Source organism: Pseudoalteromonas sp. SaAl2, assembly GCF_052947895.1.
In genome coordinates this window covers 683723-700640 of sequence record NZ_CM129605.1, presented here as the reverse complement: position 1 = coordinate 700640, position 16918 = coordinate 683723, and the positions used below count along the sequence as shown (strand labels likewise).

At 46.9% G+C, this 16918-nt stretch carries 1 protein-coding gene; it reads right to left on the bottom strand.

Features of this window, described 5'->3' with window-relative positions:
- Positions 1 to 75: 75 nt before the first annotated feature.
- Positions 76 to 16902 (bottom strand): Ig-like domain-containing protein, encoded by a 16827-nt coding sequence (locus ACU8V8_RS03240; protein WP_446888830.1) that lies wholly within the window; start codon positions 16900 to 16902, stop codon positions 76 to 78.
- Positions 16903 to 16918: the final 16 nt, after the last annotated feature.

The following is a 16918-nucleotide window of genomic DNA, read 5'->3' as shown; positions in this document are numbered from 1 at the left end:
TGCTCACGAAATTAATATAATAAAGCGCGGGAAGTGTGAAACTACCCGCGCTTTATATTTGTATTAGTTAACTCATTAACTATCTATTTGGTTATTTCCACTCTCAATTAACTTTTTAATCATCTCTTCTGATTGATTTTGTGCATCAAGAGCGGGCTCAGCAGATTTCGATGTATCTCCACTGAAAGCAATACTACTAGCTTCACTGTCTAAGTCTAAGGCTAGCAAATCCGTTTGTTCAGCATCGCTCAGTACATCACTGATTGTTAAATCCAATGGCTCTGACTCACTACTAACGGTATTGTCAGCAGCTAAGATACGACTTAAATCAATGCTTTCATTTTGTGATACTTCATTACTGAAGGTAACACTTGATTCTGGTATCTCTGTTTGAGCTATGCTCTGATCTGCCTCTACACTGAGTGATGCTGGATCATCATTAATATTGCCAGAGGCAAAATCCTGATTATCTGTATCTTTAACAAGGTAATTTCCAGCTTGATCAATTGTTAAGAAATAATAATCTTCACCACTTAACAGGTCCAAGTCCAATAAGGATAATGTATAACTCCACTCACCGTTGGCGTCAGTTGTCGTACTTGGGTAACCTTCTAATACATCAAGATCAATTCCCAATAAGCCTACGCCAATTAAGCTAGCTCCGATGATATATATTTCAGTTCCTGATGGTGCTTCTCCTTCTACAGATGGAAGTAGCAGACCCAATATACCAGGATTATAGTCCGTCACATTAAACTCAATAGGAGTGGTATCAACTATTAAGCCATTGCCTGATGCAGTACCCATGTTACCCGCAGCATCTTCGATACTAGCACTTACCGTATATGCGCCATCCAATAGCCCTGCAGGGAAATCACTGATACTATCTCCTAATGAAACTGACCAGTTACCGTCATTATCAGTTGTAACTGTTTGCTGATAGCCGCTGCCAAAGCTTATTATCACCTCTGAATTCGCTTCACTTGACGTTCCTGTGATCAGTGGGCTCGTATCATAAGTTAAAACTAAGCCACTGGTAATTGCGACTTCTGGCGCTACCGTATCTATGATGCCTGTACTTTGCGCTGACGATTCATTTCCTAACTCATCAGCAGCACTGACACTAACAGTGTAAGTGCCATCTGCTAAACCATTAATTACTTCAACATCCCAGCTACCATCGGCATTAGATGTTGTGGTCATCTCTTGAGTATTACCCGCACGGTCAGTGACCAACACTGTCACTAAAGTGCCTGCCGGTGCACCACTGATAGAACCATTTATGGTCGGTGTCAAATCATTGGTAATCGCTGGTGCTGTTACTGAAATTACAGGTCCAGTGTAATCCATATTGAGTGTAATTGTATCATTGCTGCTGTTACCTGCGGTGTCGGTGATCACAGCGGTAACTTGAGCATCACCTTCAGCAAGCGCCGTGCTTGCAACAACACTCCAATTACCATTTGCAAGTACCTGGGTAGACACAGTTTGGCTAACACCATTGCTATCGAGTATCGTTACTTCAACTATAGAGCCCAGCTCTGCATCAAGGCTTGTGCCTGATATTAACGGAGTTGAATCAGCAGAAGACAATGCCGATGTTATTTCAAGTGTTGGCGCGGTTAAGTCAATTACAAGTGATGTTGAAGCTGACGACGTTAATCCTACTTCGGTAACACTCGCTGAAACCGTGTAGCTGCCCTCTAACAGCGCTTGCGGAACTTCTACACTCCATACACCACTATTCAAAGTAGCGGTAAAGGTTTGCACATCACCACTTGCATTGCTGATCACTAAATTTATAGCACTACTATTTGACGCGTCACTCGTACCACTTATAACTGGGGTAGTATCATTTGTGGCCGCTAAAGGCGTAATGCCTATACTTGGGGCGCTCGTATTGAGTGCACCAATTACACTATCTGATGTACTTGTATTGCCAGCTAAATCGGTAACCGAAGCAACAACACTGATACTACCATCCTCTAAGTTATCTGGAACATCTATAGACCAACTACCATCAGCTTGTACTTCGGTTGTATAACTATAGGTTTGTGTACTGTCAGTTACATCAACACTAATCACTGTACCCGCGGGCTCATCGCTGCTACCTGTTATTGTTGGAGTTGCAAGATTTATTGTGCCTACAGCATCCACAGCCACAACTGGCGCAACGGTATCTATTTCACCACCAGTTGTAACACTTGAAGTGAGCCCTGCTGCATCGGTAATTGATGCTGTAACATTGTACTCCCCCTCAGGAAGGGTATCGGATTCAACTTGCCAATCGCCATTAATATCAACTACTGCCGTCAAATTATGCGTATCGCCATTACCATCAACAATTACCACCGAAACCGTACTACCTTGTGCTTCATCACTCGTTCCTGAGATTATTGGTGTCGCATCATTGCCTAAGCCTTGACTGACCACTGTAATGTTTGGAGCGACTGTATCTACGGTGATATTACCTGTACGAGTTGTACTATTTCCTGCTTGATCGGTAACCGTTGCAGTGACGGTATAGGTCCCATCGGTGAGCGTACTAGCCGACACTTGCCACTGGCCAGTTTGTGCCACCGTCGCTGTTAAGCTTTGCCCATCAATAGTGACGGTAACCTCGCCACCAGTTAAATTACTGGTGCCACTGATAAGCGGCGTATCATCACTGGTGAACGCAGTTGTATTAAGAACTAAGCTTGGTGCGGTAGTATCAATTACACCACTGGCCGTCTGCTCTGTTAGATTACCAACGCCATCGCGCACACTCGCTTTAACCGTATATTGTCCATCTCCTAAATTTTGTGGCACATTGACTGACCAACTGCCATTCGCTTGCACTGTCGCATTAAAGGTCTGTGTTGCAACCCCTTGCCCTGTGACCACAAGTGTTACTTGCGCACCTTCACCTAAATCAGTGGTTCCGCTAATAGTTGGCGTACTATCCATAGTCAGTGCTGGGGTAGATAACGTAAGTTCAGGCGCCGTATTATCAAAATCTAAGGTACTGATGGTGGTGGTATTACCCGCCGCATCGGTTGCAGATGCTTCAACATACGCAAGTGTTAGCAATGATACTGAGAGGTTCAATACACTCCAGTCACCGTTTGCATCAACAGTAGCTGTATAAGGTAAACCTACTGCGCCTCCCACTAAGTGATTTGTAATAGTGACTACGCTGCCCTCAGGTAAATCAGAGGTTCCTGACAAGGACACCAAATTACCCAATAAGAATGATGGGACAATTGCCAGTTCTGGCGGCGTAATATCAACCTCACCACCCGTTTTACTGTCTTCTCCTTGATTCCCTGCTATATCTGTGATTGTTGCTTTCACAGAGTAGACGCCTTCAGCTAATGCGGTGTTTGCTGCTGCTTGCCAATCACCTTGCGCATCAGTAGTAACGGTTACAATATGCTCAGTACCATTTGCATCAGTAAAGGTAACCTCTACAGTGGCATTCGCTTCATCTGATGTACCACTAATAAGTGGTGTTGTATCTTGGGTTAATACCAAGCTACTTTGGTCAATAGTGATCTCAGGGTTAATACTGTCTATAACGGCATTAGCAATTTGTTGCCCAGCATTACCTGCAGTATCAGTGACCACAGCAGTAACAGTGTAGGCACCTTCTGCAAGAGTTTGGGATGCTTCGACTTGCCATGTTAAATCCGTTGCGAGTGTTGTATTGACTATATGACTTACCCCTTGTGCATCTGTAAAAGTAACAGCAACGGTGTTCCCCGCAACAGCATCTAATGCAGCTCCTGAAACAACCGGTGTTTTATCTGCTGTGCTGCTTAATAAATCGATCAACACTGTAGGTGGGGTTAGATCTATTTCACCTGTTGTTTGAGCCGAATTGCTATTTCCGGCAATGTCCGCAATGGTTGCAGCAACGCTATAACTTCCTTCAGCAAGCTCACTTGCAAGCGCAACAGACCATGTACCATTTGCTTTGACCGTTGCCTGCGCCGATTGCTCAGTGCCAGCACTGTCTGTGACCAACAATGTAACGATAGTGCCTTGTGCTGCATCTGATGTGCCACTAATTACTGGCGTGGTATCATTGGTAATAGTCGGTGTATTAACAGCTAATGTTGGGGCTGTTAAATCTATTGCTAAGCTAGTATTTGAAGATCCAGTTAAACCGTCTTCAGTGACACTAGCTTTCACCGTGTAGCTGCCTTCATCCAAGGCGTCGATAACATCAAGACTCCACTGACCTGCCGAAGCTTGTGTAGTCAATGTTTGCACTACAATGCCCAAGACAATAATTTCAATAGTCACATCAGTACCATCTCTGGCATCTGTAATACCTGAAATAGTCGGTGTGGTATCCAATGTTGGTTGCAAACTCGTAATAGAGATAGTTGGCGCATTGGTATCCAGTGTTGCGTTACCTGATACCGATGCTTGATTGCCTGCAGCATCACTTACATTAGCCGTAATAGTAATTGCGCCATCGTTCAATACATTAATAACTTGCACTGACCAGCTGCCATCGGCTTGTACAACTGCACTTAGTTGATAACTGTTTAAGCCATCATTGACATTGACCATCACCGTTGCGCCTATTTCATCACTGCTACCTGAAATAACCGGTGTATCATCATTAAATGTACCCAATCCATCTAATGTTAAAGTGGGATCTAAAGTATCAACGATACCTGTGCCTTGTGCTGTGCCAATATTGTTAGCTGCATCTGTAATTGTGGCCGTGACAGTGTAAGCACCATCAGCGATATCAGCCGTTGGACTTGTTGAATAACTGCCATCGCCTTGCACTTGGGTTGTAAATTGCTGACTGTCACCATTAGCGTCAACCAAAACAATGACCACTTCAGTCCCTTGCGGCTCTGTTGAAGTTCCTGAAATGGTCGGCGTTGCATCATTAGTAATACCAGGATCCGCTAGCGTCAATACAGGCGTGATAGTATCTATCGACAGCATAGCCGCTGCTGTTTGTAAGTTACCCGCATCATCGCTAATACTCACTTCAACTGAGTAATCGCCATCATTTAATGCCGTTGGGATTGTGACCTGCCAAGTACCGTCATTTGCGATCGTCGCTTGCAGCGTTTGTCCGTTAACCACTACAGATACTTCTCCACCAATCTCGTTGCTACTGCCTGTAATCGTTGGTGTTGCATTAGCGGTTGGTTGTAAGTTATCTATCACTAAACTTGGCGCGACACTATCAACCACACCAGTCGTCTGTTCTGTAGTTAAATTACCAACGCCATCGCGCACAGATGCAGTAACAGTATAAGTTCCCTCCGCGAGTGCTTGTGGCACAGACACCGACCAAGTTTGATCTGCTTGAACCACGGCGGTAAATGTTTGGCTAACATTATCACTATCGACCACGGTCAAATTAATCACAGTGCCTTGGCCCATATCTGTGTCGCCTGAAATGACAGGTGTTGTGTCATTACTCAATGCTGCAACACTGACATTCAAATCAGGAGCTGTATTATCAAAATCAAGCGTGCTCACCGTGCTTGTGTTACCTGCTGCATCTGTCGCACTGGCAGTCACATAAGCCAAATTTAGCAAGGGCACTGTTAAATTAAGAACTTGCCAATTACCATCCTCATCCGTCGTAGCAGTGTAACTAGCGCCAAGTAATCCCCCAACTAAGTGTTCGGTAATTGTCACCGTGCTACCGGCAGGTAAATCAGAATCCCCAGACAACGACACTAGATTACCGAGTAGAAATGCTGGAATAATTCTCAATTCTGGGCCTGTAGTATCCACCACGCCACTGTCTGTGGCGGTACCGGTATTGCCTGCGGCATCACTGAGACTGACACTGACACTGTAGTTGCCATCCGCCAATGCTTGGCTGGCTTCTGCCTGCCATTGACCATTATCATCTGTTTGCACCGTGACACTGTGGCTGCCATTGCTGTCAGTGAAGGTCACGATAATATCGCTGTTAGCTAAGTCTGATGTGCCCGTTACCAACGGTGTGTTGTCGTTCGTTAATTCTGGTGCGCTGATACTCACACTCGGTGCGGTGGTATCAATCTCACCGGTGGTTGTATTGCTGCCGGTGTTCCCCGCTGCATCGGTGATACTGGCGGTTACACTGTAGTCGCCTTCGCCAATGGCATTCGCCACTTCGATTGACCAGCTACCATCACTGCCTGTGGTGGTAGTGATACTTTGTATCGCCCCATTCGCTGCCGTGACCTCGATAGTCACCTGGGTACCCGCTGGTACACCGCTGCTTTGCCCGCTGATTAATGGCGTGACATCACTGCCTGCAGCGAGCGCGTCAATACTGACACTCGGTGGCGTTAAATCAATCAGCCCGGTCATGCTAGTGCTTGCTGGGTTGCCTGCTTGATCAGATACACTCGCGGTCACCGTGTATTCCCCTTCAGCTAGGCTATCGCTAGCCGGAACCGACCAGGTGCCCGATGGCGTCATTTGTGTGGTGACCGTGTGTGAATTCCCTTCTGCATCATTAAATACGACAGTCACGATGCTGCCTTGTGGAGCACTGGCTGTGCCGCTGATTGTTGGCGTAGTGTCGTTACTGTCCGCTATCGAATCGATACTGATGTCTGGCATCGTGGTATCAATAATCCCTGTGCGCGTCGCTTCACTGGTTAAGCCCCCTTCAGTGACCGAGGCGGTCACCGTGAAGTCGCCCTCGGCTAATAAGTCTGCCACTGTGATTGACCAACTTCCGCCACTCACCGTGGTATCAATTGATTGCGCGGGGTTAATACCATCATCAATCACCACCGTCACCGTGGTGCCATCGGCTGCATCACTGGTGCCGTTAATGGTCGGTGTCGTGTCGTTGGTTTCGCCAATTGCGTTGATGGTGATGCTCGGCGCATTCGTATTGAGAATAAAGTCATCGGTTTGTTGACTGCTATTACCTGCCTCATCTGTCACGCTAGCACTGACGCTGTAATCGCCATCTGTTAACACTGGGCTGGTCACAGACCAATCACCGTTGTCATCCACACTTGCGCTCAGCTCAGTCTCAACACCGCTGCTGTCAGTCAATATGACGGTGATAACGGTGCCAACCGGCTCTGATGACGTGCCTGAAATAGTCGGCGTGTCATTATTGATGGTGCCTAAATTATCAAGCGTGAGCACCGGTGCAAGGGTATCGATTTCCCCTGCCCCCGCTGCACTGCCAGTGTTGCCTGCTGCATCAGTGATACTCGCGCTGTAGCTGTAATCCCCATCCGGTAAGTTGGCCGCAGCCACTTGCCAGCCACCGCCCGCTTGGACTTGGCTCGTCAGCGTATGCGTATCGCCATTGGCATCCACAATCGTGATGCTCACTTGGGTGCCAACAGGCTCCGTTGATGTTCCACTAATAACCGGATTGGCGTCATTGCCTAAGCCATTATTATTCACCGTGACCACGGGCACACTGGTATCTATATTACCTGTTAAGATCACCTGTGTTTCATTCCCTGCGCCATCACTGATCATAACGTCCGTCGTGTAATCCCCTTGCGCTAAGCCGTTTGGTACTTCCACTGACCAACTGCCGTCGCTTTGTACGCTCGCTGTGAGGGTTTGCTCTGCGCCGTTGGCATCAGTCACTGTCACCGTCACTGTGCCACCGATTTCATTACTGGTGCCGCTGAATTCTGGGGTCACATCACGCCCATCCCCCACGCCATTGACGGTGAGGCTCGGTGCGTCTGTATCAATCACGCCTGCCACTGTCTCTGTGGTTTCGTTGCCCACGCCATCACGCACACTCACATCCACTGTAAACTCACCATCGGGTAAGGCTGTGCTTGGGCTCACCGCCCAATTACCTGCATTATCAACAACAGCTATCACGGTTTGAGTATCGCCATTATTATCCGTGAAGATTACATTCACTTGCGCACCTTCACCTGCATCGGTGCTACCACTAACGTCTGGGGTGTTATCATTACCTAAAGTATCAACCATCACTGTAAGGCTCGGTGGTGTGCCATCAAAATCGGTTGAGTTAATGACCCGTGTATTCCCCGCTTCATCGGTTGCACTGGCGGTGATTGATACCAATGTTAATAATGGGATACTTAATCCTGCAAGTGACCAATTACCTGCCGCATCCGTTGTCGCTGTGTAACTTATCACCCCGCCACCCAGTAAGTTTTGAGTGACCGTGACCGTGCTGCCTGCAGGTAAATCAGAGGTGCCCGATAATGTCACAACTTGACCTAATAAGAAGGTGGGAGTAAACGCAAGCGCCGGTGGAATAGTATCAACAACCCCACTATCACTGGCGGTGCCAGTATTGCCTGCGGCATCACTGAGACTGACACTGACACTGTAGTTGCCATCCGCTAATGCTTGGCTGGCTTCTGCCTGCCATTGACCATTATCATCTGTTTGCACCGTGACACTGTGGCTGCCATTGCTGTCAGTGAAGGTCACTATTATATCGCTGTTAGCTAAGTCTGATGTGCCCGTTACCAGCGGTGTGTTGTCGTTCGTTAATTCTGGTGCGCTGATACTCACACTCGGTGCGGTGGTATCAATTACCCCACCCGTTTCTGTATCACTTGCGATATTACCAGCTGCATCCGTCACACTGGCATCTACCGTAAACGCACCTTCCGCTAAATCAGTGGGCACATCTACTGACCAGGTACCATCGGCTTGTACTGTGGCAGTTAGGTTTTGCTCAGTACCCGCTGCATCTGTCACGGTTAAAGTCACCGTTGCGCCAATTTCATCACTGGAGCCAGTAATAGTTGGAGTGGCATTATTGGTTGCAGTAATTGGATCAATATCAAACGTGGGCGCTTGCGTATCAATTACCCCGCCGGTTTCTGTATCGCTGGCAGTATTACCTGCCGCATCCGTCACACTAGCTTCAACCGTAAAGCTTCCTTCAGCTAATTCAGCTGGAACATCTACTGACCAGGTGCCATCAGCTTGTACTATCGCTGTCAGATTTTGCTCTGTGCCATCGGCATCTGTCACGGTTAAAGTCACTGTCGCGCCAATTTCATCACTAGAACCCGTTATCGTTGGCGTTGTATCATTGGTGGCATTAATTGGATCAATATCAAACGTGGGCGCTTGTGTATCAATCACCCCGCCGGTTTCTGTATCGCTGGCAGTATTACCCGCCGCATCCGTTACACTGGCATCTACCGTAAAGCTTCCTTCAGCTAATTCAGCTGGAACATCTACTGACCAGGTGCCATCAGCTTGTACTATCGCTGTCAGATTTTGCTCTGTGCCATCGGCATCTGTCACGGTTAAAGTCACTGTCGCGCCAATTTCATCACTAGAACCCGTTATCGTTGGCGTTGTATCATTGGTGGCATTAATTGGATCAATATCAAACGTGGGCGCTTGTGTATCAATCACCCCGCCGGTTTCTGTATCGCTGGCAGTATTACCCGCCGCATCCGTTACACTGGCATCTACCGTAAAGCTTCCTTCAGCTAATTCAGCTGGCACATCTACTGACCACGTACCATCGGCTTGTACTGTCGCTGTCAGATTTTGCTCCACACCGGCTGCATCTGTCACAGTTAAAGTCACTGTCGCGCCAATTTCATCACTAGAGCCAGTAATAGTTGGAGTGGCATTATTGGTTGCAGTAATTGGATCAATATCAAACGTGGGCGCTTGTGTATCAATTACCCCGCCGGTTTCTGTATCGCTGGCGGTATTACCCGCGGCATCTGTCACGCTGGCATCAACGGTAAACGCACCTTCAGCAAGCTCTGTCGGTACATCCACAGACCACGTACCATCAGCTTGTACTGTGGCAGTTAAGTTTTGTTCATCACCCGCCGCATCTGTCACAGTTAAAATCACTGTCGCGCCAATTTCATCACTAGAGCCAGTAATAGTTGGAGTGGCATTATTGGTTGCAGTAATTGGATCAATATCAAACGTGGGCGCTTGTGTATCAATTACCCCGCCGGTTTCTGTATCGCTGGCGGTATTACCCGCGGCATCTGTCACGCTGGCATCAACGGTAAACGCACCTTCAGCAAGCTCTGTCGGTACATCCACAGACCACGTACCATCAGCTTGTACTGTGGCAGTTAAGTTTTGTTCATCACCCGCCGCATCTGTCACAGTTAAAATCACTGTCGCGCCAATTTCATCACTGGAGCCTGTAATAGTTGGCGTAGTGTCATTGGTTGGGTTTAATTCATTAATATTTAAACTTGGAAGTTCACTATTTATTAGCCCTCCCGTTTCAGTATCTGTTGCTGTATTACCCGCCTCGTCACTGATGATACCAATGACTTGATATTCACCTTCAGCAAGCGCATCCACCACTACAACAGACCAGATACCATTGGCTTGCACCACAGCAAAAAGAGTCTGCTCTGTGCCACCACCATCTGTAACAGTTAGTGTAACTGTCGCGCCAATTTCATCACTGGAGCCTGTAATGGTTGGCGTAGTGTCATTCGTCGCACTTAATGGATCAATATCAAATGTGGGTGCTTGTGTATCAATTATCCCACCCGTTTCTGTATCGCTGGCAGTATTACCGGCTGCATCCGTCACGCTGGCATCTACCGTAAACGCACCTTCCGCTAAATCAGTGGGCACATCTACTGACCAGGTACCATCGGCTTGTACTGTGGCAGTTAGGTTTTGCTCAGTACCCGCTGCATCTGTCACGGTTAAAGTCACCGTTGCGCCAATTTCATCACTGGAGCCAGTAATAGTTGGAGTGGCATTATTGGTTGCAGTAATTGGATCAATATCAAACGTGGGCGCTTGCGTATCAATTACCCCGCCGGTTTCTGTATCGCTGGCAGTATTACCTGCCGCATCCGTCACACTAGCTTCAACCGTAAAGCTTCCTTCTGCTAATTCAGCTGGAACATCTACTGACCACGTACCATCGGCTTGTACTGTCGCTGTCAGATTTTGATCTGTGCCATCGGCATCTGTCACGGTTAAAGTCACTGTCGCGCCAATTTCATCACTGGAGCCAGTAATAGTTGGAGTGGCATTATTGGTTGCAGTAATTGGATCAATATCAAACGTGGGCGCTTGCGTATCAATTACCCCGCCGGTTTCTGTATCGCTGGCAGTATTACCTGCCGCATCCGTCACACTAGCTTCAACCGTAAAGCTTCCTTCTGCTAATTCAGCTGGAACATCTACTGACCACGTACCATCGGCTTGTACTGTCGCTGTCAGATTTTGATCTGTGCCATCGGCATCTGTCACGGTTAAAGTCACTGTCGCGCCAATTTCATCACTGGATCCAGTAATGGTTGGTGTTGTATCATTGGTGGCATTAATTGGATCAATATCAAACGTGGGCGCTTGAGTATCAATCACCCCACCTGTTTCACTGTCACTGGCCGTGTTACCCGCCGCATCAGTTACACTGGCATCTACCGTAAAGCTTCCTTCAGCTAATTCAGCTGGAACATCTACTGACCAGGTGCCATCAGCTTGTACTATCGCTGTCAGATTTTGCTCTGTGCCATCGGCATCTGTCACGGTTAAAGTCACTGTCGCGCCAATTTCATCACTAGAACCCGTTATCGTTGGCGTTGTATCATTGGTGGCATTAATTGGATCAATATCAAACGTGGGCGCTTGTGTATCAATCACCCCGCCGGTTTCTGTATCGCTGGCAGTATTACCCGCCGCATCCGTTACACTGGCATCTACCGTAAAGCTTCCTTCAGCTAATTCAGCTGGCACATCTACTGACCACGTACCATCGGCTTGTACTGTCGCTGTCAGATTTTGCTCCACACCGGCTGCATCTGTCACAGTTAAAGTCACTGTCGCGCCAATTTCATCACTAGAGCCAGTAATAGTTGGAGTGGCATTATTGGTTGCAGTAATTGGATCAATATCAAACGTGGGCGCTTGTGTATCAATTACCCCGCCGGTTTCTGTATCGCTGGCGGTATTACCCGCGGCATCTGTCACGCTGGCATCAACGGTAAACGCACCTTCAGCAAGCTCTGTCGGTACATCCACAGACCACGTACCATCAGCTTGTACTGTGGCAGTTAAGTTTTGTTCATCACCCGCCGCATCTGTCACAGTTAAAATCACTGTCGCGCCAATTTCATCACTGGAGCCTGTAATAGTTGGCGTAGTGTCATTGGTTGGGTTTAATTCATTAATATTTAAACTTGGAAGTTCACTATTTATTAGCCCTCCCGTTTCAGTATCTGTTGCTGTATTACCCGCCTCGTCACTGATGATACCAATGACTTGATATTCACCTTCAGCAAGCGCATCCACCACTACAACAGACCAGATACCATTGGCTTGCACCACAGCAAAAAGAGTCTGCTCTGTGCCACCACCATCTGTAACAGTTAGTGTAACTGTCGCGCCAATTTCATCACTGGAGCCTGTAATGGTTGGCGTAGTGTCATTCGTCGCACTTAATGGATCAATATCAAATGTGGGTGCTTGTGTATCAATTATCCCACCCGTTTCTGTATCGCTGGCAGTATTACCGGCTGCATCCGTCACGCTGGCATCTACCGTAAACGCACCTTCAGCAAGCTCTGTCGGTACATCCACAGACCACGTACCATCAGCTTGTACTGTGGCAGTTAAGTTTTGCTCAGTACCCGCTGCGTCTGTCACGGTTAAAGTCACCGTTGCGCCAATTTCATCACTGGAGCCTGTAATGGTTGGCATTGTATCGTTGGTGGCATTAATTGGATCAATATCAAACGTAGGCGCTTGAGTATCAATCACCCCACCCGTTTCTGTATCGCTGGCGGTATTACCGGCTGCATCCGTCACACTAGCATCAACGGTAAACGCACCTTCAGCAAGCTCTGTCGGTACATCCACTGACCAGGTACCATCGGCTTGTACTGTCGCTGTCAGATTTTGCTCTGTGCCATCGGCATCTGTCACGGTTAAAGTCACCGTTGCGCCAATTTCGTCACTGGAGCCAGTAATAGTTGGAGTGGCATTATTGGTTGCAGTGATTGGATCAATATCAAATGTGGGGGCTTGCGTATCAATTACCCCACCCGTTTCTGTATCACTGGCAGTATTACCTGCCGCATCAGTCACGCTGGCATCTACCGTAAACGCACCTTCAGCAAGCTCTGTCGGTACATCCACTGACCAGGTACCATCAGCTTGTACTGTGGCAGTTAAGTTTTGTTCATCACCCGCCGCATCTGTCACAGTTAAAATCACTGTCGCGCCAATTTCATCACTGGAGCCAGTAATAGTTGGAGTGGCATTATTGGTTGCAGTAATTGGATCAATATCAAACGTGGGTGCTTGCGTATCAATTACCCCGCCGGTTTCTGTATCGCTGGCGGTATTACCCGCGGCATCTGTCACGCTGGCATCAACGGTAAAGTTACCTTCAGCAAGCTCTGTAGGAACATCCACAGACCACGTACCATCAGCTTGTACTGTGGCAGTTAAGTTTTGTTCATCACCCACCGCATCTGTCACGGTTAAAGTCACCGTTGCGCCAATTTCATCACTGGAGCCTGTAATAGTTGGCGTAGTGTCATTGGTTGGGTTTAATTCATTAATATTTAAACTTGGAAGTTCACTATTTATTAGCCCTCCCGTTTCAGTATCTGTTGCTGTATTACCCGCCTCGTCACTGATGATACCAATGACTTGATATTCACCTTCAGCAAGCGCATCCACCACTACAACAGACCAGATACCATTGGCTTGCACCACAGCAAAAAGAGTCTGCTCTGTGCCACCACCATCTGTAACAGTTAGTGTAACTGTCGCGCCAATTTCATCACTGGAGCCTGTAATGGTTGGCGTAGTGTCATTCGTCGCACTTAATGGATCAATATCAAATGTGGGTGCTTGTGTATCAATTATCCCACCCGTTTCTGTATCGCTGGCAGTATTACCGGCTGCATCCGTCACGCTGGCATCTACCGTAAACGCACCTTCAGCAAGCTCTGTCGGTACATCCACTGACCAGGTACCATCGGCTTGTACTGTTGCTGTCAGGTTTTGCCCTGTGCCATCGGCATCTGTCACGGTTAAAGTCACCGTCGCGCCAATTTCATCACTGGAGCCTGTAATGGTTGGTGTAGTGTCATTCGTCGCACTTAATGGATCAATATCAAATGTGGGTGCTTGCGTATCAATTATCCCACCCGTTTCTGTATCGCTGGCGGTATTACCGGCTGCATCCGTCACACTAGCATCAACGGTAAACGCACCTTCAGCAAGCTCTGTCGGTACATCCACTGACCAGGTACCATCAGCTTGTACTGTCGCTGTCAGATTTTGCTCCACACCGGCTGCATCTGTCACAGTTAAAGTCACTGTCGCGCCAATTTCATCACTAGAGCCAGTAATGGTTGGCGTAGTGTCATTCGTCGCACTTAATGGATCAATATCAAATGTGGGTGCTTGTGTATCAATTATCCCACCCGTTTCTGTATCGCTGGCAGTATTACCGGCTGCATCAGTCACGCTGGCATCAACGGTAAACGCACCTTCAGCAAGCTCTGTAGGTACATCCACTGACCATGTGCCATCAGCTTGTACTGTGGCAGTTAGGTTTTGCTCATCACCTGCAGCATCAGTAACAAGCACATTTACCGTCGCACCAATTTCATCACTGGAACCTGTAATAGTTGGCGTGGTGTCATTAGCGCTTATTAGAGAATCTATTGAAATAGCTGGTTCAGTGGTATCAATTACACCTGTAGCATTTGCTGTTGCCGAGTTGCCTGAACTATCTGTGAGCGTCGCAATGATCCTAAACTCACCTTCGGTTAACGGCTGGCTAGCATCAATCGACCAATTACCGCTACCGTCTGTTTGAGTAAATAATGTTTCTGTTTGACCATCAAGTCCTATGATTATAACGGTTACCGTGTCCCCTAACTGAGCATTCAAACTACCACCCGAAATTGTCGGGGTCGTATCATTAGTTTCACCAACATCTGCGATGCTAATAGTAAGTGCACTAAGATCAATATTCCCTGAAATCGTGTCAGAACCTTCATTACCAACACTATCGAGCACTGAAGCTGTAACTGTAAATTCGCCCTGAGAAACACTCTGGGGCACCTCTACAGAAAAACTGCCATCAGCTAATACTGTAGCCGTAAAAACTTGCTCAAAGCCGCTGGCATCAAGCAATAGAATACTAACATTTACCCCAGGCTCTACACCTGTCACCATGCCTGTAATTATAGGTGTATCATCTGCGGTATCTGGAATATCATTTAAATTAATATCTGGAGCCGTCAAATCTATACTTGCAGTTGCTGAGTCCTGCGCTGAATTACCAGCGAGGTCTGTTACTTCTGCAATAACCGTAAACTCACCCTCAGCCATTGCCTCAGGGATTACAGACCAAGTCCCATCAGCTTGGGTTATTACGGTTAATACTTGCTCAAGACCAGCATTATCAGTGATAGTTATTGTTATGGTGGTTCCGCTAACTACGCCTTGCGTAGTACCTGATATAATTGGCGATTGCTGATTCGAGTCGACTAAATCATCAATATTAATAATTGGCGCACTAACATCAATAACCCCCAGTGCAGATGTGCTATCCGAATTACCTGCTACATCAGTAACAGTGGCGCTTACACTATACTCACCTTCAGCTAACGGCTGTTGTACCTCTATTGACCAAGAGCCATCGGCATTACTTTGCGTAGTAACAGTTTGCACTAGACCAGCTGCATCTGTCACATTAATGGTAACAAGCGTTCCAGCTAATACTCCTTGAACTATCCCTGAAATAACTGGGGTTGTGTCATTTGTATGAACTAAATCATTAATAGTTATTATTGGTGCCGTTAAATCTATTACAGCTGATGCGCTATCAACGCCTTGATTTCCTGCATCGTCAGTTGCAACAGCATCTACGGTATAAGCACCTTCAGATAAGGCTTGTGTTGTTAACGACCAATTGCCTTGTTCGTCTATAACAGCAGTTAAAGTTTGGATTTGCCCTGTACTATCTGTCACCGTCACGATCACATTATTACCTGCTGTCACACCTGATACAGAGCCGCTAATTGTAACAATTTCAGAAGATGAGTCAGCTAATGCATTAATACTTACAACAGGTGCCGTAGTATCAACTTCAGCGGTAATCGTCTCGGTAATCGGATTTCCATCTGAATCTGTAACTGTCACATCTATCACAATAGGGCCATCTATTAGTGGCTCTTCTACAGCAGCTGAAAATGTACCATCCTCTTCTATGACGACAACTAAAGTTTGCGTCTCCCCTGCAGAATCCGTAATTATCATAGTAACAGCTTGGCCAGCCAGATTTTCACTTGTACCGGTTATCACAGGCTGCGCATTGTTTATCAAACCTAGCTCATTAATAGCTAATGATGCCAACAAATTTTCCTCTGGTAGCACGCCATCTGTGGTATCTCTTAAATTAAAAACCCCATCATTAAAACTTTCGTAACTATCATCAAACGATAAACCGTTATTACTCAAAGATTCAGCAATTCGAGTCAATGTGACAAAGGATGTACCACCACCAGATCCTCCCTGAGTATTGCCACCAGCAGCAGTTGCATCTAAAGCGTCAAGAATATCTCCATCACCTTCTAACGCTTGCAAAAAATCTGTTACATCTGGATTTTGTGTATCTGTGGGGTCTTGTGCTTCGGGTGAGTTCAAACTAGCAATAGCATCATCAATTGATTCATCAAACAAGGTGGTTTCTGAGTCATCTCGAGCGGCTTGTGCCATTAAATCAGGCGTAATTTTAACTCTTTGATTTGCAGGTATCGCGAGTGACAAACCTTTGACATCGATTATTAACGAAGAGTTTGCTGCAGTTACAACAATCTCGCCAACAGTCACTGTGTCGCCTAATGTTAGTGTGCGAAAAGAGCCATCGTCTAAAGCAACCTGTACTGTGCCTTGTACGTCAATAACTAATAATTGATTTGCATCCATGATTTCACCTACTCAG

What these genes read in the sequence shown, in the direction of transcription:
- ACU8V8_RS03240 (WP_446888830.1), bottom strand. Translation starts at nt 16,902, where the DNA reads ATGGATGCAAATCAATTATTAGTTATTGACGTACAAGGCACAGTACAG.